Raw genomic sequence first — 22,192 nt, forward strand, 5'->3', positions numbered from 1 at the left:
GGGATTCATGAGGAGGCGATCCCGGAGCCAGGGGCCCTCAGGTTCCGCCACCCGCACCGCTGAGCAGACGATTCCACAACATGATGAGGAGAGACCGCAAATGGTGAGCAGCACAGAGGGCAGCAAGGTCGCGACCTTGAAGGGGCCGCTGCTGCGCTACCGGGTCATGGCGTATGCCACCGGTGTCGCGCTGCTGTGCCTGACGGCCGCGTTCATCCTCAAGTACGCCGCCGACTCGCCGGGCATGATGAGCTGGGCCGGGGTCACGCACGGCCTGTTCTACATGGTGTACCTGGTGGTCGCGGTCGATCTCGCGCTCAAGTCGCGGTGGTCGATCCGCGGCACGATCCTCGTCTTGCTCGCCGGCACCATTCCGTTCCTGTCCTTCGTCGCCGAGCGCGCGGTCACGCACCGGGTCGAGGCGGGCCGGAAGCTCTGATCCGCAGCGGCGGCACGGTGTTGCCGCGCAACGCGTCGGTGTCGATGGTCTCCGGACGGTAGTTCGCTTTGCCGAGCCGGGCCGCCAGCTCCGGTGGGCCCGTTTCCGCGCGCCCGGACAGGAACGCCCACTCGTGCTCGTCGGAGCCGTAGTACACGACGGTGCCGAACGTCTCGGTGAACCGCTGCCAGGCGTTGATCAGCGTGTCGTTGCGCCACATCGTGGGGCAGCCCGCCTGGCTCGACACGACCCCGCCCGGTGCGAGCAGCGCGGCGCAGCGGTCGAGGAACTCCTTGCCGTACAAGCGATTGTGTTGCGCCGCAGGATCGTCGTTCTCGTCCGGTAGGTCGATCACGATCACGTCGTACCCGGGTTCGGCCGCGCCGAGGAACTCCCAGCCGTCGCGGTAATGCACGCGGACGGGGCCCGCACCGAGCTCCGCGGCGGTGAGCTCGGCAGGGGTGTAGCCGTAGGGCAGATACTCGGCGCAGGCCCGCACCGCAGCTCGGTCGATGTCGACGTGGTCGACGATCTCGGCGCCTTCCGCGACGGCGAGCTGACTCGCGACGCCTTCGCTGGAACCGACGATCAACACCCGCCGCACCTGCCCGGCCAGCAGCATCGGGGGCACCATGAGCGCCTCGTGGTAGGTGAGCTGGGTGGCTTCGCTGCTCTGCCGTTCGCCGTCGCAGAACAGGGTGATCCCGTGCGCCGTCCGGCCGATCAGCAGGTGCTGGAAGTCCGTGCGCGTCTCGAACAGCACGTCCGAGACCTCCCATGACCTCCTCAGCCCGCGGCCGACCGGTTCGCTCAGCTGCCGCGCCCCATGCCCGCGGCGAGCGGTGGTCATCCGGACCGACGCGGTGCCGAGCGCACGGGCAAGGAGCTCGACGGCCAGCTCCGGGTCGGCGCGTTCGCCGCAGGTGAAGACGTCGGCAAACGCGGCGCCGATCTCCGGATACGCGTGCACCGACGCGTGGGACTCGGCCAGCAGCGCCAGCACCGTCACGCCGTGCGGGGAGAAGCGGTGCGCCAGCGTGTCGACTACCGTCGCGCCCGCCCCGGTGACCGCCGAGCGCAGCGCCTCGCGAAGGAACTCCGGGTCGTCGAGCAGGCCCGGTTCGATCCCGTCCAGCTCCGCGAGCACGTGCCGGCCGGAGAAAGCGCCGATCTCAGTCAAGGCAGTACGTCCGCAATGGCTCGATTCCGTTGAACGCCACCGACGAGTAGCTCGCCGTGTACGCGCCGGCGTCGAGGATGTCCACCTCGTCACCCGTCTTCAACGCGAGTGGCAGTTCGTAGTGCGTGTGTTGATAGAGCACGTCGTCACCATCGCATGTCGGCCCCGCGATGACGACCGGCCCCCGTTCACCGGGGCCGGCGTCGAACCGGTACGGGATGGCCTCGTTCTCCGTCTCGGCCAGCCCGTTGTAGCGCCCGGCATCCAGGTAGACCCACCGGTGCCCGGCACGCCAGGCGACCAGCACCACTTCAGCGCGGATCAACCCGGCCTCGGCGACCACCGCGCGCCCCGGCTCGAGCGCGATTTCCGGTGCGCCGCTGGGAAAGTGCTCGGCCAGGGACGCCCGGACAGCGGAGGCGTACCGGGCGAGCGAGGGCGCCGGCGCGCGATAGGTGATCCCGAAACCACCACCGATGTTCAGGCGCCGCAACGGAAACTCGGCGGCCACCTTAGCCGCGACCGCGATTCCGGCGTCCCAGGCCGAAACGTCGGACTGCTGGGAGCCGACGTGGAAGCCGGCGCCCACGGGGTCGAGGCCCAGTTCGGCGGCCAGACGCAGCAACCGCCCGGCTTCGGCGGGCGGACAACCGAACTTGCGGCCGAACGGCGTCGCCGAGGCGGGCCCGTCCACGAGCATCCGCACCGTCACCGACGCGCCCGGTGCGTGCTGGGCGATATGCCGAAGGTCCGACTCGTCGTCGGTGGTGAACTCGCGGACCCCGTGGGCGAAGGCGAACGCGATATCGGCGGGTTTCTTGATCGGATTGCCGTAGGACAGCCCCTGCGGCCGCGCGCCTTCGGCGAGACATGCGCGGATCTCGGCCGGGCTCGCGACGTCGAAACCACCGCCGGCGGCCAGCACCGCGCGCAGCACAGCCGGCTCGGGGTTCGCTTTCACCGCATAGAAAAGGAGCGAGTGCGGGAATTCGGCGGCGAACTCCCGCACTCGCTCGGTCACCACGACCGGGTCGACCACGAGGAACGGTGTCGGCGGGAGCTGTCCCTCGAGGAACCGGCGGATCCGTTGTGAACTCACGCCATCCAGCGTGTCAGCTGCCGATCCCGGTCAGCGACCGGACCTCCATCTCGGCGTGCTTGGCTGGGTCGGCCTTCGCCCTGCCGACCAGCGTGCCGATGAACCCGCACAGGAACGAGAACGGGATCGACACGATGCCCGGGTTGTTCAGCGGGAACCAGTGGAAGTCCACGCCCTTGATGATCGAGGTCGCACCACCGGAGACGACCGGCGAGAACAGCACCAGTACCACCGACGCGCTCAGCCCGCCGTACATGCCCCACAGCGTGCCGGTCGTGTTGAACCGCTTCCAGAACATCGTGTACAGCAACGTCGACAGGTTCGCCGACGCCGCGACCGCGAACGCCAGCGCCACCAGGAACGCCACGTTCTGGCCGTTGGCCAGGATGCCACCGATGATCGACAGGATGCCGATGCCGATGGCCGTCCGCCGGGCGACCCGGACCTCGTCGACCGGATCGGCCTGGCCCTTCTTGATCACGTTGGCGTACACGTCGTGCGCGAAGGACGCCGATGCGGTGATCGTCAGACCGGCGACCACCGCGAGGATCGTCGCGAACGCCACCGCGGAGATGATGCCCAGCAGTACCGTGCCGCCGATGTGCAGCGCGAGCAGCGGCGCCGCGGAGTTCTCCCCGCCGGGCGCGGCCTTGATCTCGGCGGTACCGACCAGCGCGGTCGCGCCGAAGCCGATCACGAGCGTGCACATGTAGAAGATGAACACGCACGCGGTCGCCCACACCACCGAGCGGCGCGCTTCCCGCGAGTTCGGCACGGTGTAGAAGCGCATCAGCACATGCGGCAACCCGGCGGTGCCGAGGATCAGCGCGATACCCAGGGAAATGAAGTCGAGCTTCGACGTGTCGGACTTGCCGTACTGCGCGCCCGGCTGCAGCAGCTTCTCGCCCAGTGGACTCTGGTAGGCGGCCTGCGACAGCAGGTTGGACAGGTTGAACCCGAACTTGCCGAACAGGAACACCGTCATCAGCACCACGGACAGGATCAGGATCGTGGCCTTGATGATCTGCACCCACGTGGTGCCTTTCATGCCGCCGACCAGCACGTAGACGACCATCACGAGACCGACGACGCCGATCACCACCGACTGGCCGAACCGGCTGTGCACGTTGAGCAGCAAGGCGATCAGCGCACCGGCGCCCGCCATCTGCGCGAGCATGTAGAACAGCGAGATGACCAGCGTCGAGGTGGCTGCGGCGGCGCGGACCGGGCGCTGCTTCATCCGGAAACTCAGCACGTCGCCCATGGTGAACCGGCCGGTGTTGCGCAGCAGCTCGGCGACCAGCAGCAGATCGACCAGCCAGGCCACGAGGAAGCCGATGGAGTAGAGGAAGCCGTCGTAGCCGTTGATGGCGATCGCGCCGGCGATCCCCAGGAACGACGCGGCGGACAGGAAGTCGCCGGACAGCGCGATGCCGTTCTGCCTGCCGGTGAACCCGCCGCTGGCCGCGTAGTAGTCGGCGCGGGAAGACTTGCCGCTGGAGGCCCGGTAAACGACGAACAGCGTGATCGCGACGAAGATCGCGAACACGGTGGTGTTGAGGATCGGGTTGCTGTCCGGGCTCTCCCCGGCCGCGAACGTGGTGATCATGGGGTTAGCGCACTCCTGCCTGCTGCCGAACCTTCTCGACCTGTGGGTCGATGCGGCGCTTCGCGAATCGCAGATAGGCGATCGTGATCACGGCGGTCGAGACGAATTGCAGGACCCCCATGACGATCGCGACGTTGACCTCGCCGATGAGCTTGTGGCTCATGAAGTCGTGTGCGTACGCGGCGAGCACCACGTACACGAGGTACCAGGCGATGAACGCGCACGTCATCGGAAAGGCGAAACCGCGGAACCTGCTGCGCAGCGCCCCGAATTCCGGGCTTCTCTGGATCGCCACGTAGTCCACGTCCACCCGGCGTTGGCGAGGTTCGGCGGGTTCCTCCGCCGACTCGAACAACGCCGGCATCTCTGGAGTGTCCTGGGCGGGTGTCCTCGCTGCGGACCCCTGGGCGACGTTCTGCATGCTGCCTCCCGGCGAGCTGGCGAACCGTTGAGCGGCACATGCTAGCCACAGCTCCGTAACGCGATGACGAGAGGCTGGGTTCGCTGAGTGAGCATCAAGGGGGGCCTTCACCAGCTGTAATCGGCCGTTCAGGCGAGGAGTGCCGGAGGATCATGCGGGTGGGCGTTGCTGACGGTAGTAATGGTCGGAATAGTTCACTCTCCGGAGTGGACGGGCAGGGATTGACCGCGCCGCCATGCATCGGGGGAAGGCTTGCCGCTTTCGTTGGAGGGCCGGGAAAATCCGGGAATCGACGACCGCGCGAAGCCACATCATCGGGCGTTATTCTTCTGTAACTCGCATGCGCGGTACACGGTCGGTACACCTTTTACGCGCGGCTCCGGACAGTGCATGGGCTATGTGGGTGAATGTGGGTGAACGCGGCCCCATCAGGGCCGTAACGTATCCGAACAGACGGGCAACCACATTGCCCGCCAGCTCGGTCAACCCCTTGTTACAACGGGTATTTTCCCTGGTCGGAGGCACTTTTCGGGCAGACTTCGTGTCGTGCCCCATTGGTGTACGCTTCCCTGGCTACATTGACTCGCTGTGACCGAAGGTAACTGATCTTGTTCGGACCATGCTGCGAAACGCATCATGCAGGAACACCGCAGGTCAGCGAGTTGACGAGCCTGGGGACAACGCCGTCAGCCCGGACCGGGCACGCACGAACAGACGTCGCAGCACGCGCACACGAGACGCCGGACAGGGAGTCACTTTCGTGACCGTTGCAGGACAAGGCCAAGTGCCTGTGGGACAGCTCCTAGGCCAGCAACCGCGGCGACCCTCCAAGTGGCGCGCGATCAGCAGATGGCGCGACTGGAGACTGTCGGTCAAGCTGGCGGCGGTCACGCTGATCCCGATCCTGATCGCACTGGTGCTCGGCGGTATCACCATCAGCAACCAGGTCCAGCGGTCCGGTGACTACGAGCGCATCAACCGGCTGGTCGTGCTCAGCACCGACGTGCGGGCGCTCGTGGACGCGTTGCAGCAGGAACGCACCCGCACCGCGGCACTGCTGACGCAGGGCACCGTGGGCAGCTCGCCCGAGCTCGACGCGGCCCGCGCCGCGACCGACCGGGCACTCAAGCCGCTCAGCGCCGACACCGGCCGGGTCACCGAGGTCGACACCGCCGTCGCCGCGCCGGGCACCGCCAGTAACAACGCCCTCGCCCGGATCGGCGAGGTCCGTCAGCAGATCGCCGCCGGCCAGCTCGATTCCGTGCAGGCACTCGACGCCTACTCGGCGATGACCACCGCGCTGCTCGCGCTGGACACCTCGCTGGTGGCCGGGATGGGCGACCCGTCGATCAGCGGCACCGCCAACGCGCTGCACGACCTGCAGGTCGCCAAGGAAGAGGTGGCCACGTCGCAGGTGCTGCTCAACTACGGCATCGCGCGCGGCAGCCTCACCCCGACCCAGCTCAACCAGCTGCGCACGGCCGAGGTCCGGCTGGCCGACCGGCTGGAGGACTTTCGCGCGGCGGCCAGCGGCGCGCAGGGGCAGGACTTCGACCGCACCGTCACCGGCCAGAACTTCGACACTCGCAGCCGTCTGGTCAGCGGCGTGCTCGCCACGCAGGGGCTGACCGCGGGCGACGCGCTCAAGGCGATCTCCGGTGACCAGTGGAACACGGTGGCGACCGCCGTCGTGGACTCGCTGCGCGCGGTCAGCGCCCGGCTCGGGGACACGGCGCTGACCACCTCCGGCGAGCTGCTCGACACGGCGGGCACCGACGCCGGGCTGCTCGCCGTGCTGCTGTTCGCCGCGCTGGTGCTCACCGCGGCCATCGTCTTCCTGATCACCCGCCAGCTGCTCAGTTCGCTGCGGAAACTGCGTACCAGCGCGCTGGACATCGCAGACCGGCAACTGCCCGCGGCGGTGGCGAACATCCAGGAGGGCCGCGAGCAGAGCGCCGAAGTCGTTCCGGTGTCGATCGGCACCGCCGACGAGATCGGCCAGGTGGGCAAGGCGTTCGACGCGGTGCACAGTCAGGCGCTGCGGCTGGCCATGGAGCAGGCCACCATGCGCACCGGCTACTCCAGCGTCTTCGTCAACCTGTCCCGCCGCAGCCAGAGCCTCGTGCAGCGGCAGCTGCAGCTGATCGAGCGGCTGGAGCGCGACGAGGAGGACGCCGACCAGCTGGCCACGCTGTTCCAGCTCGACCACCTCGCCACGCGGATGCGGCGCAACAACGAAAACCTCATGGTGCTCTCCGGCGCCGAGCCGGGCCGCCGCACCGGCCAGCCGGTCACCACCGCCGACGTGCTGCGTGCCGCGGTGTCGGAAATCGAGCAGTACCAACGGGTCACGGTGCAGACGCCGCCGACCGCGCGGGTCGTCGGCTACGCGGCGAGTGACCTGATGCGCCTGATCGCGGAGCTGCTGGACAACGCGACCGCGTTCTCCGCACCGGAGACGCAGGTGACGGTGTCGACGCGGGTCGGGGACAACCGGGGCCTGATCATCGACATCATGGACAAGGGCATCGGCATGAACGAGGCCGAGGTCGCCGAAGCCAACGTCCGGCTGACCGAGGCCGCCACCGTCGATCTGGCCACGTCGCGGCGGATGGGCCTGTTCGTGGTCGGCCGGCTCGCCGGTCGCCACCACATCGGGGTGACCCTGCACGGCGGCAAGGACATCGCCGGTGTCCGCGCCACCGTGACCGTGCCGCCCGAGATGGTGATGGGTCTGCCGGAGCCGGTGGCGCCCGAACCGGTCCACCAGCCGGATCCGGAGTTGCCGCGCCGTCGCACGGTCAACGGTGCGGGCCGGCCGGGCGCGCTGACCAGCCTCGCCGGGACCACATCGGGCACGCTCGGCGACGGTGCCGCCGCACCGGGGGCGTGGACGCAGAACGGTCACTCGGGCATGTTGCCGCCGCGGCCGGCGTCGGATGTCGAGGTCTCCGGAACCGCGTTGTTCAGCCCGATCCAGCCGGACGAGCTGGACCGTCCGCCTGCCGACCCGCAGCCGGAGGAGCTGCCGGGCGGCGAGTTGCCGTCGGGCGCGGCGCTGTTCGAGGCGAACACGAGTTCCGGTGCGCTGACCGAATGGTGGAGTGCGGCCGCCGCCGAACCCGCGCCGCCGCCTCCGCCGCCCACCCCCCGCGAGACGACGCCGATTTTCGACGAGACGCTCTCGGCCTGGTTCCGCAGTGACGAGCCGGCGCCGAAGCCCGCGAAGGCCGAGGGCGCGGAGAAGCCCGCCGAAGAGAAGCAGGCCGAACCGGCGCAGGAGGAGGCCGAGGCCAAGGCCACCACCGGCTGGGACTTCGCGGCTGACGAGAGCTTCCGCGCCGCGCGGGCCGCGTCGCAGGCCGAGCCCACCAGCTACACCCAGGCGGGGTTGCCGCGTCGTCGTCGCGGCGAGCACCTCATGCCAGGGAGTGCCACGCCGGGCGCCGGCGCGCAGCCCGCGGCGAGTGCGGCAGAGTCGGCCCCGCAGCTGCCGTCGCGCGATCCGGCGGACATCCGTGGGCGGCTGAGCAGTTTCCAGCACGGCCTCTCCCGTGCCCGGCACGCGGCGAAGCCGGCGGACGCGTCTGGTGTGGACCAGTCGTCGTCCGCGGAAGCGAGTTCCGCGGACGCCGGGACGGCGGCCTCGGCCACGACGGCGGCGGGACTCCCGCAGCGACAGCGCCGTTCGCGGCCGCAGACTCAGCCGGGCCAGGAGGTGTGGCCAGGCGGGCCCGAAAGCACTGCCGCGACGCCGACGTCCCAGCCGTGGCAGCAACCGGCTGGTGAGCCGGGTGAGCAGCCCCCCGCCGCGAGCCAGTCGTTGGGCGAGAATCCCTTGCCTCAGCGGAACTCTGGTGTCGACCATGCCGCTTCGGACGAGAACTCGCTGCCTCGGCGGAATTCTGGCGCGGAGCAGGCCACGGCGGGCCAGTCGTCGAGCGAAAACCCGTTGCCTCGGCGGCGATCCGGGGCCGAGCGTGCGGCGGCGGGCGAGTCGTCGGGCGAGAATCCCTTGCCGCGGCGGGAACCCGCGGTCGAACGTGGCGCGGCGAGCCAGTCTCCGGGTGAGGACCTGTTGCCCCGGCGGCAGCCTGGCGCCGAGCACGCGGCGGCCCAGGCTTCGGGCGAAAACCCGTTGCCTCGGCGGCGGCCGTCGGGTGAGCCGGCTGCGGCGGGTCAAGAGCCGTCGGGCGAGAACTCCTTGCCGCGGCGGCAATCCGCGGCCGAGCGTGCCGCAGCGGGGCAACCGTCGGGTGAGAGCCCGTGGCGCCAGCCGTTCGCTGCGCCGGCTGCCTCGGGCCAGCCGTCCGGCGACAACCCGCTGCCCCGGCGGCAGACCGGACCGGAGCGGGCCGCGCGGGCGGAAGGCAACCCGTTGCCGCAGCGTCGGCCGGGCACCCGGCCGCGGCGGCTCGAACCCCCGGAGGAGCAGGCCGAGGAACCGTCCACCGGATATCTGTGGCAGAAGCCGCAGCTGTTCGAGGACCAGCAGGCCCCGGTGTCGGAGACTCCGCTGCCGCGCCGTCAGGACGGCGGGTCCGAACCGGCCGGTGCAGGCGGGGAGTCCGCGTGGTCCTTTGCGACCGACGAGAGCTGGCAGACGGTACAAGCGGCCTCGCAAGCCGCGCCGTCGAGCTACACGGCGGCGGGATTGCCGCGCCGCCGTCGTGGTGAGCAGCTCATGCCGGGTAGTGCGTCGTCCGCGGGCGCCGTTGGTCCCCGAGCCCAGCGCGACCCGCAGGATGTGCGCGGCAGGCTGAACAGTTTCCAGCAAGGTGTCCGGCGTGGACGGCACCGCACTGGTCAGCCGGTCGAGTCCGAACACGAAACGATGGAGGGTGAATGACCTCGCCGCAGCCACAACACAACCAGTTCGGATGGCTGGTCAACGACTTCGCCGAGCGCGTGCCGGGGGTGGCGCACGCGGTGGTCGTTTCAGCCGATGGGCTGCTGCTGACCGCGTCGAACCGCTTGCCCCTCGACCGTGCCGACCAGCTCGCCGCGGTCGCGTCCGGTCTGGTCAGCCTCACCCAGGGCGCGGCGCGCTGCTTCGAAGCCGGTGCGGTCAACGAGACCGTCGTCGAGATGGAGCTCGGCATCATGGTGCTGATGTCCATCAGCGACGGCTCCTGCCTCGCCGTGCTGGCGGCGCCGAACTGCGACATCGGCCAGGTGGCCTACGAGATGACGATGCTCGTCGACCGTGTCGGTCAGATCCTCACGCCGGAACTTCGCGCTCAGCTGCAGGGTTCCGGGGGTCCCCTGATCGGCGAACCGGTGGGATGATGCCGCGATGACCCCACCCGACGAGGACGACGACGCGACTTTTGCGGACGTCCTCAACGGCTTCACCCTCGATTCGGGACGTAGCCGCCGGAGACGGAAGAAGGCGAAGGAGTCCGAAGTCGAGACCGAGCCGCCCCAGGACGAGCCGGGTGTCGTCGCGCCCGAGCAGCCGCCGCCGTCGGCGTATGAGCCGCCGCCGGGGCCGGGGTTCGCCGATGCCGCGGGTGGCACCGGCTATTTCGCGACCGGTCAGGGTGCCTCGGGGTACTTCGAGCCGCCGCAGAGTTCCGGCCACGTCGAGCGAAACCAGGGGTCGGGCTACTTCGAGCCGGCGCAGGGCACCAACTTCGGCAGCGGGTACTTCGAGCCCGCGGTCAACAACGCCGGGCCGGCACTGCCGGAGCGGCCCGAGCCGCTCGACGAGGAGACCGCGGCGGTACGGCCGTACGCGCTCACCGGTGGCCGGACCAAGGCCAGCTACGCGCTCGAACTGGAGACCCTGGTCTCCGTGAAGGATGCCGTCGCCGCACGGCTGGACGCGGGGACGACGATGCAGCTCGAGCACCGTCAGATAGTGGAAGAATGCCGTTCACCACGTTCGGTCGCGGAAATCGCGGCGCTGCTGCGGATTCCGGTCGGCGTGGCCAGGGTGCTCATCAGTGACGCGGCCGACGCCGGCTTGATCACCGTGCACAAGACCGTGTCCGGCAGCGATAACGCCGAGGCGCATCTCATGTTGATGGAAAGGGTGTTGAGTGGACTCCGTCGGCTTTAAAACACCGCGGCCGGCCGCGCCGCAAACCATGACCTCGGCCAAGATCGTGGTCGCCGGTGGCTTCGGCGCCGGCAAGACCACGTTCGTCGGGTCGGTGTCGGAGATCGTGCCGCTCACCACCGAGGCGATGATGACCGATGCCAGCCGTGGTATCGACAACCTCGATGCGACCCCGAACAAGTCGACCACCACGGTGGCCATGGACTTCGGCCGGGTGTCGCTGGACGCGGACCTGATCCTCTACCTGTTCGGCACCCCCGGCCAGCAGCGGTTCTGGTTCATGTGGGATGACCTCGTGCGCGGGGCCATCGGGGCGGTCGTGCTCGCGGACACCCGCCGGCTCGCGGATTCGTTCGCGCCGGTCGACTTCTTCGAGGACCGCAGGCTGCCCTACATCATCGGCGTGAACACGTTCGACGGCGTCCTGCACCACGAGATCAACGACGTCCGCGAAGCGCTCGCGATCGACCCGAGCGTGCCGATCGTGCGCTGCGACGCGCGTGACCGCGAGTCGACCAAGCAGACGCTGATCACGCTCGTCGAGTACGCGATGCGGCAGTGGATTTCGCTGCGGGCAGCCAATACCCGCTGAAGCCCGCCTTCGAGGCGCCCCGCTGGTCCCCGCCCGCGCGCTTCCCTCGGTGTGTTTCTGTCGCGTGTCGTCCCCGGTGGGACACGTCACCCTGATGCTCGGGTTTAAAATAGTAGGAAGTCCGAGTATTTTGGGTCTATGAGCGACCCTCTGTACACCCCCGTGCACCCCGTTCGGTTCGTCACCGCTTCGAGCCTGTTCGACGGGCATGACGCCTCGATCAACATCATGCGCCGCATCCTGCAGTCGCAAGGCGCGGAGGTTGTGCACCTGGGGCACAACCGGTCCGTCGACGAGGTCGCCACGGCCGCGATCGCCGAGGACGTCCAGGGCGTCGCGATCAGCGCCTACCAGGGTGGTCACGTCGAGTACTTCTCCTACCTCGTCGAGCTGTTGCGCGAGCGCGGCGCCGGGCACATCCGGGTCTACGGCGGTGGGGGCGGCGTGATCGTCCGCGAGGAGATCGAGCTGCTGCACTCGCGGGGTGTCGCGCGCATCTTCTCCCCGGACGATGGGCTCGAGCTGGGCCTGCCCGGGATGATCAACCTGATGATCAAGGAGTGTGACGTCGATCTTGCGGCGCGCGACGCCGGATCGGTCGAGCAACTGCTTTCCGGTGACGTGCGCGCGCTGGCCAGGACGATCACCCGGCTGCAGGCCGGGAATCTTCCCGCGCAATGGCACCAGGCCATCGCCGAGGCGGCCAGGAACCGGACAGTGCCGGTCCTCGGCATCACCGGTACCGGCGGTTCCGGCAAGTCCTCGCTCACCGACGAGCTGATCCGCCGCTTCCGCCTCGACCAGCAGGACAAGGTGCGCATCGCGGTGCTGGCCGTGGACCCGACGCGCCGTCGTGGCGGCGGCGCACTGCTGGGCGACCGGATCCGGATGAACAGCCTCGACGGCTCGCCGGTGTACTTCCGGTCGCTGGCCACGCGCACGACGAGCGGCGAGATCCCGGAGGGGCTCGATGAGGCGATTCTCGCGTGCAAGGCGGCCGGGCACGACCTGGTGATCGTGGAGACGCCGGGGATCGGCCAGGGCGACGCGGGCATCATCGATCACGTCGACCACTCGCTGTACGTCATGACGCCGGAATTCGGTGCGGCATCGCAGCTGGAGAAGATCGACATGCTCGACTTCGCCGATGTCGTGGCGATCAACAAGTTCGAGCGCCGGGGTGCGGAGGACGCGCGCCGCGATGTCGCGCGCCAGTTGCTGCGCAACCGTGAGGCGTTCAGCGCCTCGCCCGACGACATGCCGGTTTTCGGGACCAGCGCGGCGAAGTTCAACGACGACGGCGTCACCGCGCTGTATCAGGAACTGCGGGATGCCTTGGCGGACAAGGGTCTTTCGGTCTCCGCCGGCACGTTGCCGCGGGTCGAGGGCAAGGTGTCCAGCGGCGCCGGCACGATCATCCCCACGTCGCGCACACGGTACCTCGCGGATATCGCCGACACCGTGCGCAGTTATCACGAGCGCACCCAGGAGCAGGTGGCGGCCGTTCGTGAGCGTGACCAGTTCGCCGCGGCGAAGGCGGCGCTGGCGAAGGCCGGTGCGGACACCACGGCGATCGGCGAGTTGCTCGACGAGGCGGAGTCGCGTGTGGACGATGCGACGCGGCGCCTGCTGGAGGAGTGGACCACGCTGTCCGAGTCCTACCGTGGCGAGGAGCTCGTGTTCAAGGTGCGTGACAAGGAACTTCGCACCCAGCTGTGGCGGGAAACGTTGTCGGGCAGCAAGATCCCGCGTGTCGCCCTGCCGCGCTACACCGATCGCGGTGAGCTGCTGTCGTTCCTGCGCCGTGAACACCTGCCCGGTTACTTCCCTTACACCGCAGGCGTTTTTCCGTTCAAGCGGGACGGCGAGGACCCGGCGCGGATGTTCGCGGGCGAAGGTGACGCGTTCCGCACCAACCGCCGGTTCAAGTACCTGTCCGCCGAGTCCGACGCGAAGCGGCTGTCCACGGCGTTCGACTCCGTGACGTTGTACGGGCGCGACCCGGCGACCCGGCCGGACATCTACGGCAAGGTCGGTACGTCCGGCGTGTCGATCGCATCGCTGGACGACATGAAGGCCCTCTACGACGGGTTCGATCTGACCGCGCCGTCCACGTCGGTGTCGATGACGATCAACGGCCCCGCGCCGACGATTTTGGCGTTCTTCCTCAACACCGCGATCGACCAGAAGATGGCCACCTTCCGCGCGGAGCACGGCCGCGAGCCGTCCCCGGAGGAAGCGGCAGACCTGCGCGAATGGACGCTGCGCAACGTCCGCGGCACCGTACAGGCCGATATCCTCAAGGAGGATCAAGGGCAGAACACCTGCATTTTCTCCACCGAGTTCTCGCTGCGCATGATGGCCGATATCCAGGAATGGTTCATCGAACACGGCGTGCGCAATTTCTATTCGGTCTCGATCTCCGGCTACCACATCGCCGAGGCGGGCGCGAATCCGATTTCGCAGCTGGCGTTCACGCTGGCCAACGGGTTCACCTACGTCGAGTCGTATCTGGCGCGGGGAATGCACATCGACGATTTCGCGCCGAACCTGTCGTTCTTCTTCTCCAACGGGATGGACGCCGAGTACTCGGTGCTGGGCCGGGTCGCCCGGCGGATCTGGGCGACGGCGATGAAGGAGCGCTACGGCGCCAACGAGCGTTCGCAGAAGCTCAAGTACCACGTGCAGACCTCCGGCCGGTCACTGCACGCGCAGGAGATCAGCTTCAACGACATCCGGACCACGCTGCAGGCGCTGTGCGCGCTGTATGACAACGCGAACTCCTTGCACACCAACGCTTTCGACGAGGCGATCACCACGCCGAGCGAACATTCGGTTCGCCGCGCGATGGCCATTCAGATGATCATCAACAAGGAATGGGGTTTGTCGAAGAACGAGAACCCGTTGCAGGGCGCGTTCATCATCGACGAGCTCACCGATCTGGTCGAGGAGGCCGTGCTCACCGAGTTCGACCGGATCTCCGAGCGCGGCGGTGTGCTCGGCGCGATGGAAACCGGTTACCAGCGCGGCAAGATCCAGGACGAGTCGATGCTGTACGAGCGGCTCAAGCACGAAGGCACGCTGCCGATCATCGGGGTGAACACGTTCCGCAACCCGCATCCGGAGGAGGACGAGCAGGAGGTCGAGCTCGCGCGGGCGACCGAGGCGGAGAAGCAGTCGCAGCTCGACCGGGTCGCGGACTTCCAGCAGCGCCACCAGGCCGACGCCGAGCAGGCGTTGAAGGCGCTGCGCGAGGTGGCCGCGGGCGGGGAGAACGTGTTCGCGGTGCTGATGGACGCGGCCAGGGTGTGCACGCTGGGGCAGATCACCGAGGCGTTCTTCGAGGTCGGCGGCCAGTACCGGCGCAACGTGTGACGGTCAGGCGCGGGTCGCGGCCAGCTGCCAGATGGGCATCAGGAAGCGGCCGCGGTCGTCGAGCGAGATCTTCGGCGCTTCCGGCGGCGGCTCGGGCATGAGGTTCTCCGGCATGACCGACGTCGTGTAGCCCCGCCGCTCCAGCCGCGTGATGTGCCAGCCCTCGCCGAAGGTGCCGCGGAGGTTCTCGGGCGTGATCACCATCGGCCCGAGTTCGGCTCCGAGCCGCTCGGCGAGGCACAGCAGGTGCAGCGTCGCGCCGGGCCGGGTGACGCGATGGAGCGTGGCCGCGTACTCGCGCTGCTGCTCGATGGTGAGGCAGTGGTACAGCGCGCTGTCGAGGACCGTGTCGAAGCGGCCGTCGAAGCCGTCGAGCCGCGTCGCCTCGGCCACCGCGAACCGCGCGTCCAGGCCGAGTTCCGCGGCCTTCGTCCGGACCCGTTCGATCGCGGTGGGCGAACCGTCGATGCCCGTCACGTCGTAACCGCGGCCGGCGAGGAACAGCGCGTTCTCCCCGAGCCCACAGCCCGCGTCGAGCACCGCGCCGCGGAACTCGCCCGCTGCCTCCAGCTCGACCACCAGCGGCTGGGGCTCGCCGATGTCCCACGGGATTCGCGGCATTCCGCCCAGTTGCGTCTCGCCGCGGTAGAGCTCGTCGAAATCGGGAGCCGTCATCGCACCGAGTGTCGGGGAATACGCGATCGATGGCAAGGAGTTGCGGAGTTACATGAGGTTCGGAGTCGCCACTTTCTTGACCGACGAGACCATCCGCCCGGTGCCGCTGGGCCGCGCGCTGGAGGACCGCGGGTTCGACTCGGTGTGGCTCGGGGAGCATTCACACCTCCCCGCCGCCCGCGAAGGCCGGCCCGCGATGATCGGGCGCCAGCATTCCCGCATGCTCGATCCGTTCCTGACGCTGGCCTCGATCGCGTCGGTGACCGAGAACCTGTTGCTGGGCACCGGTGTCGCCCTGCTGATCCAGCGGGATGTCATCCACACCGCGAAAGAGGTCGCGAGTCTGGATCTGATTTCCGGCGGCCGGGCGCTGCTCGGGGTCGGCGCGGGCTGGAACCGGCAGGAGATGCTGAACCACGGCACCGACCCCCGCACCCGTGGCGCGCTGCTGAACGAGCAACTCGAGGCGCTCAAAACGATCTGGACGCAGGACGAGCCGGCCTACGAGGGCGAGTATGTCCGGTTCGGCCCGATCCTCCAGTGGCCGAAGCCGGTGCGGAAGCCGCACACGCCGATCTATGTCGGTGGGGAGAGCCCGGCCGCGCTGGACCGGCTGCGCCAGCATGCCGATGGGTGGCTCCCGCGCGGGAACACCAGCGTCGAGGAGATCAAACGGGTCCGGAAGTGGCTGGACGACAACGGCCGTTCCGACGTGCGGTTCACCCTCTTCGGCGCGCCTGCCGACAAGGGTGCGCTCGGGGAGTACGCCGAGGCGGGCATCGAACGGGTGGCGTTCATGCTGAACCCGGTACCCGAGGCGCAGGCACTGGCGAAGCTCGACGAGTTCGCGTCCTTCGCCGCCCAGTACCGGTAACCGGATCGAGCCGGCCGCGCCGGAATTGTCGGTGCCGGGCTCTATCGTGGGCCCGTGGAGCTGACACTGGACACCAGGGCGATCTTCGTGCCCTCGGACCCGCCGCGCGAGGGCGTGCTCGCGTTGTGGGGTGACGGTGCCGGTCCCACGAAGGTGGAACTCGTGCTGCCGAAGGGAAAGGCGTTCGGGCGCACGGAAGTGGCCGCCCATGTGCTGCCCCTCACCGAGGCGATCCCGCTGCTGCTGTCCGCGCCCGCCGAAAGCGGCCCGGCGATCGCTGCCTGGTCGGCGGCGGTCAATGCCGCGCTACAGCTGATCGCCCGCGGCCGGGTGCTGCCCACGGCCACCTCCGGCGGGGTCGATGCCTGGCGGGTCGGCCCGCTCGACGGCACGGACGAGACGCTGCTGCGTGAGCTGGCCGCTGCCCTTCCGCCGGAGGCACACGCGCTTCCGTTGTCGGGACTGAAAAACGTCCGTCTGCACGCGCCGGAGACCCTCGTGCGGGCGTTGTGGGACGCGACGGCAGACGTGCTGGTGCGAACCCCGGCCGCGCGGGTCGTCGCGGGCGGGCCCGCGTTCGCCGCGCCCGAGCCGACCCTGCTCGACGCCGCCGATCTCGACTGGCTCGCCGCGCAGCAGCCGAGCGGCGCGAACCTGCAGCTGCGGGTCGAGATCCGCGGCGAGGACGAGCCCGAGTTCGCGGGCGTGCTCGCGTTGCGCAGCTCGATCGACCCGAGCCTGGTGGTCGACGCGGCGACGCTGTGGGATGCGCCCGACGCGGTGCTCGCGCGGCTCGGTGAGCAGGTCGAGGCCCAGTTGCTGATCGCGGTGCGCCGTGGTGCGCGGGCGTGGGCGCCGTTGGGACGCGCACTCGACGAGGCCGCCCCCGCCGAACTGGTCTTCACCGACGACGAGCTCGTCGAACTCCTCGGCCACGGCGGTTCCGCGCTCAGTGCGGCCGGGGTGGAAGTGTTGTGGCCCAAGGGAATGTTCAGCGACGGCATCCGTGTGAAGGCAAGCGCGACGCCTGCCCCGGGCAGCGAGGGCGGCGCGGTCTTCCGGATGACCGACCTGCTGAAGTTCCGCTGGCAGCTCTCCGTCGGTGGCGAGAACCTCACCGAGGCCGAGATCACCGCACTGGCCGAGGCGAAACGGCCGATGATCCGGTTGCGCGGGCAGTGGGTCCGGGCCGACCCCGGCTTGCTCGCGAAGCTGCGGCGCCGGTCGCCCGGCGAGCTCAGCGCGGCCGAGGCGCTCGCGGCGGCACTGTCCGGCACGATGGAAGTCGACGGCGAGCGGCTGGAGTTCTCGGCGCCACCGGCACTTTCCGGCCTGCTCGACCGGGTCCGCAGTGGACCGTCCACAGTGGAGGTTCCGGCGGGCCTCGAGGCGACGTTGCGGCCCTATCAGCGGACGGGGCTGGCCTGGCTCGCCCAGCTGACCGAGCTCGGCCTCGGCGGCATCCTCGCCGACGACATGGGGCTGGGCAAGACGATCCAGCTCATCGCCCTGCACCTGCACCGCCGCGCGTTCGGTGCGGGCCCGACGCTCGTGCTGTGCCCGGCTTCCCTGCTGGGCAACTGGGAACGCGAGTTCGCGAGGTTCGCACCGGCCGTCTCGGTGCGGCGTTTCCACGGCGGCGGCAGGCATCTGGACGAGATCGCGCCGGACGAGGTCGTGCTCGCCACTTACGGTGTGCTGCGGCGGGATTCGGCGGAGCTGGCCGGCGTGGCCTGGGGGCTGGTGGCCGCCGACGAGGCACAGCACGTGAAGAACCCGCTTTCCGTGACAGCCAAGGAACTTCGCCGCATCCCCACCGCGGCCAGGGTTGCGCTGACAGGCACCCCGATGGAGAACCGGCTCACCGAGCTGTGGTCCATTGTGGACTGGACAACACCGGGTCTGCTGGGCACGCTGGAACACTTCCGCCGCACCATCGCCCGCCCCGTGGAACGCGACCGGGACACGGCGAGCACCGAGCGGCTGGCCGCGACCGTGCGCCCGTTCCTGTTGCGCCGCCGCAAAACCGACCCGGACATCGCGCCGGAGCTGCCGCGCAAGACCGAGACCGACCAGTTCGTCCCGCTCACCACCGAGCAGGCGACGCTGTACGAGGCCGTGGTGCGGGAGAACCTGGCGGTGATCCGCGAGTCGAAGGGCGTGCAGCGGCGCGGCCAGGTACTCAAGCTGCTCACCGAGCTCAAGCAGATCTGCAACCACCCGGCGCAGTACCTCAAGCAGTCAGGGCCGCTCACCGGCCGTTCCGGCAAGCTCGCCGCCTTCGAGGAGCTGCTCGACGTGATCCTCGACGAGGGCGAAAGCGTGCTGGTGTTCAGCCAGTACGTCCAGCTGTGCAAGCTCGTCGCCGCCCGGCTCGGCGAGCGCGGGCTGCCGGTGGAGCTGCTGTCCGGGGCGACTCCGGTGCACCGCCGCGACGAGCTGGTGCGCCGGTTCCAGTCCGGTGACATCCCGGTGTTCCTGTTGTCGCTCAAGGCAGGCGGGGTCGGCCTGAACCTGACCCGCGCCACCCACGTCATCCACTACGACCGGTGGTGGAACCCGGCCGTCGAGGACCAGGCCACCGACCGCGCCTACCGGATCGGGCAGGACCGGCCGGTGCAGGTGCACCGGTTGATCGCCGAAGGCACCCTCGAGGACCGGATCGCGACGGTGCTGGAGGCCAAGCGCGGGCTGGCCGAAGCCGTGGTGGGCGCCGGGGAGGACTGGCTGACCGAGCTGTCCGACGACGAGCTGACCGAGCTCGTGCGCCTGGGCGAGGCGCCATGACGCCGCGCCGGACCTTCGGTGCGACCTGGTGGGGCCGCGCGTGGGTCGAGGCGCTCGAAGGGCGGGCGAAACTGGACCCGAACCGGCTGCCGCGCGGCCGTACGTATGCGCGCAAGGGGCGGGTGAGCGCGCTGGACGTCACCGCGGGCGAAGTCCGGGCGTGGGTGCGAGGCAGCCGGGCGGTGCCGTACCGGGTGAAGATCCAGACGCACCGTTTTTCCAGCCAGGAATGGGAAACGCTGCTGGAGCTGATCGGCAGCCGGCTCGGGCACGCCGCGGCGTTGCTCGATGGTGAGCTGCCGACGGATCTGGCCGCGCACGCGCGAGAGTCCGGTGTGGACCTGCTGCCTGGGCCCGGCGAGCTGCGGCCGCGGTGTTCGTGCCCGGACACGGCCGACCCGTGCAAGCATTCGGCCGCGGTCTGCTACCTGGTCGCGGACGAGGTCGACGCCGATCCGTTCGTGCTGTTCCTGTTACGCGGGCGTGGCCGGGAGGCGGTGCTGTCGGAGCTCCGTTCGCGGCGGGCGCGGGCCACGGTCGTCGTCGAGGAACCCGGGTTGGCGCCGAAGGAAGCCTTTGCCCGCAAGCCTTCTCCGGTGCCGGACCTGCCAGGGTTGCCGGCCGAGCCGGGGCAGCCGGCGCCGCTGCCGGAGCCGCCGTCCCGGTCGAAGCTGCGGACCGCCGTGCTGTCGTCGCTCGCCGCCGACGCGGCCATGCGGGCGTGGGATGTGTTGCGTGGCGCCGATCCGCGGCCGTTGAGCCTCGAGGAGGATCTGGCCCGTCGCGCTTCGCCGGACGTCCCCGCGGCCTGGGTCGAGGCGTGGCGCGCCGCCGGGCGTGGCGGCCTCGCGGCGCTGCGTGAATCCTGGCAACCGCCGCGTGCCGCCCTGTTCGCCGCACAGTCCGAATTGGACGATGCAGACCTGCCCGGCGAGACCCGGGTCTGGCGCAACCGAGTCACCCGTGGGGACGTGCAACTGCGGCTGGGTAAGGACAACCGCTGGTACCTGTTCCACTCGGCGCCCGGCGGCTGGCTGCCCGTGGCGCCCGGCGCCGGTACCCCGCTCGACGCGTTATCGGGCCAATGACCGCAGATAGGACCACTCCAGAAAGCGCTCCACACCGCGGACGACGTGGGCGCTGCGGACCGACGGAAAGACGTCGAATGCGTGCTGTGCGCCCGGAAGTTCCGCGTAGGCAACGGGATTCGGCGAGACGTCACGCAGCCGCCGGACGAACTCGCGCGCCTCCCGCACCGGCACCATGGTGTCGCGCTCGCCGTGCAGCACGAAGAACGGCGGCGCCTTGCCGTTCACACGGTCGAGCGGGGAGGCGGCGAGGTAGTCGTCGAGATGCTCGACCGGGTCCTTGCCGACCACATACCGAGCCAGCAGGTTGTGCAGCCGGTGCTCGCTGGCATGCGAACCACTCGTCGCGGCGAAGTCGTATACGCCGTAGTGCGGGGCGCACGCCTGGATCGCCGTGTCCGCGTCCTCGAAACCCCGTTGCAGCGTGGGATCGTTCGCGGTCAGTGCGAGCAACGCCGCGAGATGCCCGCCCGCGGAACCCCCGGTGGCGGCGAGGAACGACCCGTCGCCGCCGTATTCGCTGATGTGCTCGCGAATCCACACGACCGCCCGCTTGACCGCGACGATGTGCTCGGGCCAGCGCGCCGAGGGCGAGAGGGGATAGTTGATCGCGACGCACACCCAACCGCGCTGCGCCATGTGCAGCATCAGCGGGATGCCCTGGTGGTCCTTGCTGTCGACCATCCACGCGCCGCCGTGGATCTGCAGCAGCACCGGCCGGTCCCGCACCGGTTCCTTCGGGCGGTAGATGTCCAGCAGGAACCGTTTGCCGCCCGGCGCGTACGCCATGTCCCGGTCGCGGCGGACGTCCGGGTTGCGCATCCGGAACGGCAGCACCAGCTGGCCCCACGGCGTGGCCAGGTCTTTCGGGTCGGGTGGGCGCCGCAGGTCCTCGACGTAATGCGCGCCGAGCGCCCCGGCCAGCGCCTGCTCGACCTGGCCGCGGGCGCGCTGCGCGTCGGCGATCAGCGCACCGAGACCCACCGCGGACGCCCCGGCGAGGGCGAGCGCGGCCCGGTCGGTGCGGGTCCGCGCGCCGCGCAGGGCGAGATGCGCGGCGGTGTCGGCGGCGGTCAGCGCCAGCAGATGCGGCGCGAGCTCGCCGGTGAGCCAGCCGGCGAAGAAGGCCGGGATCGCGGCGCGCGCGCCGGGCACGGGTCGCAGCGCGTTGGCGGTGAGCGCGAGCTGGACCGCCCGGCGGGTGAAGAAACGCGGTCTCATCCGCCAGATCGTAATTTGCCGCATTGCGCTGACGTCGTTTTCGTATCGGGAAACGCCTTCGCCCGGAATTCCGCCGGCCGCCGGGCTCGCCTGAGCAGCCCACATGCCCCGCAGTGCTACAGGTGTACAACGCCGGAGGCCGTTTTTCACCTGGTTGCCCCTAGACCGGCTGCCAGGATGTCGGCGAACGTGGAGCCATGCACATCCCGGACGCCGTCGCGTGGAGCCTCACCGTGGGCTTCGCGCTGCTCGCCGTCCCGAGCGTGTACCGGCTGGTCCGGTTCCAGTCGTACGAGCCGGACATCCGGCAGATGGACCTCGCCGAGGTCCTGATGGTGGTGGCCATGGTTGCAATGGTCTCGCCGTTCGGCGGGCCGATCCCGGCGGCCGGCTGGCAGGCCGTTCTCGCGCTGATGGCGGGCTGGTTCTTCGTCGCGGCGCTGCGCGGCCGCCGCTGTTGCGCGGTGCACCATCTGATCTGTGCCACCGCGATGCTGTACATGATCAGCGCGATGCCCCAGCATGGTCTCAACCACGGGCCGTGGCTGGTGATGTCCTCGATGCCGGGACGGCTCGCCTGGCCCGCGCTCGCCGTCCTCGCCATCGGATACTTCGCGTTCGATGCGGCACGTTCCGGCGTGACCGCGACCAGGCTGGCGCGCGGGGCGCCGGTACGGCAGGTCCTGATCGCCCGCCCGGTCTACCGTTCCGCGATGGGCCTTGGCATGGCGTACATGCTCGTCGCGGGGATCACGCCGGCCTGAGTGC

The 22,192-nt window shown here is 69.6% G+C and carries 16 protein-coding genes and 1 pseudogene; 10 read left to right on the forward strand and 7 right to left on the reverse strand.

All coding sequences use genetic code 11. From position 1 onward, the window contains the following. The first annotated feature begins 100 nt into the window (after positions 1–100). Positions 101–439: a DUF3817 domain-containing protein gene (locus tag GKO32_RS33990; RefSeq protein WP_154761026.1), complete on the forward strand. Its 339-nt coding sequence runs from the start codon at positions 101–103 to the stop codon at positions 437–439. On the opposite strand, the gene GKO32_RS33995 is transcribed toward GKO32_RS33990, so the two are convergent. The 5 genes and pseudogenes from GKO32_RS33995 to GKO32_RS34010 all read right to left on the reverse strand — a co-directional run bounded on the left by GKO32_RS33995 (position 405) and on the right by GKO32_RS34010 (position 4,691). Further along, positions 405–1,289, reverse strand: a complete 885-nt coding sequence (locus tag GKO32_RS33995; RefSeq protein WP_246245157.1) for a spermidine synthase — start codon at positions 1,287–1,289, stop codon at positions 405–407. The two genes, GKO32_RS33990 and GKO32_RS33995, sit on opposite strands and share 35 nt — an antisense overlap. Continuing rightward, positions 1,269–1,619: pseudogene (gene speD, locus GKO32_RS39525) on the reverse strand (adenosylmethionine decarboxylase); the annotation flags it as partial. The gene GKO32_RS33995 and the pseudogene speD, both read right to left, overlap by 21 nt. Further along, positions 1,612–2,718 carry a type III PLP-dependent enzyme gene (locus GKO32_RS34000; RefSeq protein ID WP_312869026.1) on the reverse strand — a complete coding sequence of 369 codons (1,107 nt, stop codon included), beginning with the start codon at positions 2,716–2,718 and terminating at the stop codon, positions 1,612–1,614. The pseudogene speD and the gene GKO32_RS34000, both read right to left, overlap by 8 nt. 13 nt (positions 2,719–2,731) lie before the next feature. Continuing rightward, complete coding sequence (locus GKO32_RS34005) at positions 2,732–4,327, reverse strand: monocarboxylic acid transporter (protein WP_154761029.1); 1,596 nt, start codon at positions 4,325–4,327, stop codon at positions 2,732–2,734. A 4-nt stretch (positions 4,328–4,331) separates the two neighbouring features. Then, positions 4,332–4,691: a DUF485 domain-containing protein gene (locus GKO32_RS34010; RefSeq protein WP_376766032.1), complete on the reverse strand. Its 360-nt coding sequence runs from the start codon at positions 4,689–4,691 to the stop codon at positions 4,332–4,334. Positions 4,692–5,532: 841 nt separating this feature from the next. On the opposite strand from GKO32_RS34010, the gene GKO32_RS34015 reads away from it, so the two are divergent. The 5 genes from GKO32_RS34015 to icmF all read left to right on the forward strand — a co-directional run bounded on the left by GKO32_RS34015 (position 5,533) and on the right by icmF (position 14,779). Next, complete coding sequence (locus tag GKO32_RS34015) at positions 5,533–9,597, forward strand: nitrate- and nitrite sensing domain-containing protein (protein WP_312869027.1); 4,065 nt, start codon at positions 5,533–5,535, stop codon at positions 9,595–9,597. Further along, a complete protein-coding gene (locus GKO32_RS34020; RefSeq protein WP_154761032.1) occupies positions 9,594–10,037 on the forward strand; it encodes a roadblock/LC7 domain-containing protein in 444 nt (147 codons plus the stop codon). Before GKO32_RS34015 ends, GKO32_RS34020 begins: the two co-directional genes overlap by 4 nt. Positions 10,038–10,044: 7 nt before the next feature. Then, complete coding sequence (locus tag GKO32_RS34025; protein WP_154761033.1) at positions 10,045–10,812, forward strand: DUF742 domain-containing protein; 768 nt, start codon at positions 10,045–10,047, stop codon at positions 10,810–10,812. After that, on the forward strand, positions 10,793–11,404 hold the full coding sequence (locus GKO32_RS34030) for a GTP-binding protein (RefSeq protein ID WP_312869029.1): 612 nt from the start codon (positions 10,793–10,795) through the stop codon (positions 11,402–11,404). The genes GKO32_RS34025 and GKO32_RS34030 overlap by 20 nt, the downstream gene beginning before the upstream one ends. A 138-nt stretch (positions 11,405–11,542) precedes the next feature. After that, positions 11,543–14,779, forward strand: coding sequence for a fused isobutyryl-CoA mutase/GTPase IcmF (gene icmF, locus GKO32_RS34035; RefSeq protein WP_154761034.1), 3,237 nt, complete (start codon positions 11,543–11,545; stop codon positions 14,777–14,779). A gap of 3 nt (positions 14,780–14,782) precedes the next feature. Here the strand turns inward: icmF and GKO32_RS34040 are convergent, their stop codons facing one another. Then, entirely contained in the window at positions 14,783–15,454 is a 672-nt protein-coding gene (locus tag GKO32_RS34040) for a class I SAM-dependent methyltransferase (RefSeq protein ID WP_154761035.1), read from the reverse strand. A gap of 52 nt (positions 15,455–15,506) precedes the next feature. On the opposite strand from GKO32_RS34040, the gene GKO32_RS34045 reads away from it, so the two are divergent. The 3 genes from GKO32_RS34045 to GKO32_RS34055 are packed head-to-tail and all read left to right on the forward strand — an operon-like array spanning position 15,507 to position 20,203. Next, positions 15,507–16,328, forward strand: a complete 822-nt coding sequence (locus GKO32_RS34045; RefSeq protein ID WP_154761036.1) for an LLM class F420-dependent oxidoreductase — start codon at positions 15,507–15,509, stop codon at positions 16,326–16,328. Positions 16,329–16,382: 54 nt separating this feature from the next. Beyond that, the gene (locus GKO32_RS34050; RefSeq protein WP_312869031.1) at positions 16,383–19,115 is read left to right on the forward strand and encodes an SCO1167/SCO6262 family helicase; all 2,733 of its coding nucleotides are present in this window, start codon (positions 16,383–16,385) and stop codon (positions 19,113–19,115) included. After that, positions 19,112–20,203, forward strand: coding sequence for an SWIM zinc finger family protein (locus tag GKO32_RS34055; protein ID WP_154761037.1), 1,092 nt, complete (start codon positions 19,112–19,114; stop codon positions 20,201–20,203). The genes GKO32_RS34050 and GKO32_RS34055 overlap by 4 nt, the downstream gene beginning before the upstream one ends. On the opposite strand, the gene GKO32_RS34060 is transcribed toward GKO32_RS34055, so the two are convergent. Continuing rightward, positions 20,189–21,424, reverse strand: a complete 1,236-nt coding sequence (locus GKO32_RS34060; protein WP_154761038.1) for an alpha/beta hydrolase — start codon at positions 21,422–21,424, stop codon at positions 20,189–20,191. The two genes, GKO32_RS34055 and GKO32_RS34060, sit on opposite strands and share 15 nt — an antisense overlap. Before the next feature lie 197 nt (positions 21,425–21,621). Between GKO32_RS34060 and GKO32_RS34065 the strand changes: the two genes are divergently transcribed. Then, the gene (locus GKO32_RS34065; RefSeq protein ID WP_154761039.1) at positions 21,622–22,188 is read left to right on the forward strand and encodes a DUF5134 domain-containing protein; all 567 of its coding nucleotides are present in this window, start codon (positions 21,622–21,624) and stop codon (positions 22,186–22,188) included. Positions 22,189–22,192 lie beyond the last annotated feature (4 nt).

This window comes from Amycolatopsis pithecellobii, assembly GCF_009707865.1.
Taxonomy (GTDB): domain Bacteria; phylum Actinomycetota; class Actinomycetes; order Mycobacteriales; family Pseudonocardiaceae; genus Amycolatopsis_E; species Amycolatopsis_E pithecellobii.

Excerpts from the sequence above, each read along its gene's own strand:
- GKO32_RS34010 (WP_376766032.1), bottom strand. The coding sequence starts at position 4,691 with ATGCCGGCGTTGTTCGAGTCGGCGGAGGAACCCGCCGAACCTCGCCAA.
- icmF (WP_154761034.1), top strand. The coding sequence starts at position 11,543 with ATGAGCGACCCTCTGTACACCCCCGTGCACCCCGTTCGGTTCGTCACC.
- GKO32_RS34065 (WP_154761039.1), top strand. The coding sequence starts at position 21,622 with ATGCACATCCCGGACGCCGTCGCGTGGAGCCTCACCGTGGGCTTCGCG.
- GKO32_RS34060 (WP_154761038.1), bottom strand. The coding sequence starts at position 21,424 with ATGAGACCGCGTTTCTTCACCCGCCGGGCGGTCCAGCTCGCGCTCACC.
- GKO32_RS33990 (WP_154761026.1), top strand. The coding sequence starts at position 101 with ATGGTGAGCAGCACAGAGGGCAGCAAGGTCGCGACCTTGAAGGGGCCG.
- GKO32_RS34055 (WP_154761037.1), top strand. The coding sequence starts at position 19,112 with ATGACGCCGCGCCGGACCTTCGGTGCGACCTGGTGGGGCCGCGCGTGG.
- GKO32_RS34020 (WP_154761032.1), top strand. The coding sequence starts at position 9,594 with ATGACCTCGCCGCAGCCACAACACAACCAGTTCGGATGGCTGGTCAAC.
- GKO32_RS34005 (WP_154761029.1), bottom strand. The coding sequence starts at position 4,327 with ATGATCACCACGTTCGCGGCCGGGGAGAGCCCGGACAGCAACCCGATC.
- GKO32_RS34040 (WP_154761035.1), bottom strand. The coding sequence starts at position 15,454 with ATGACGGCTCCCGATTTCGACGAGCTCTACCGCGGCGAGACGCAACTG.
- GKO32_RS34045 (WP_154761036.1), top strand. The coding sequence starts at position 15,507 with ATGAGGTTCGGAGTCGCCACTTTCTTGACCGACGAGACCATCCGCCCG.
- GKO32_RS34025 (WP_154761033.1), top strand. The coding sequence starts at position 10,045 with ATGACCCCACCCGACGAGGACGACGACGCGACTTTTGCGGACGTCCTC.
- GKO32_RS33995 (WP_246245157.1), bottom strand. The coding sequence starts at position 1,289 with ATGACCACCGCTCGCCGCGGGCATGGGGCGCGGCAGCTGAGCGAACCG.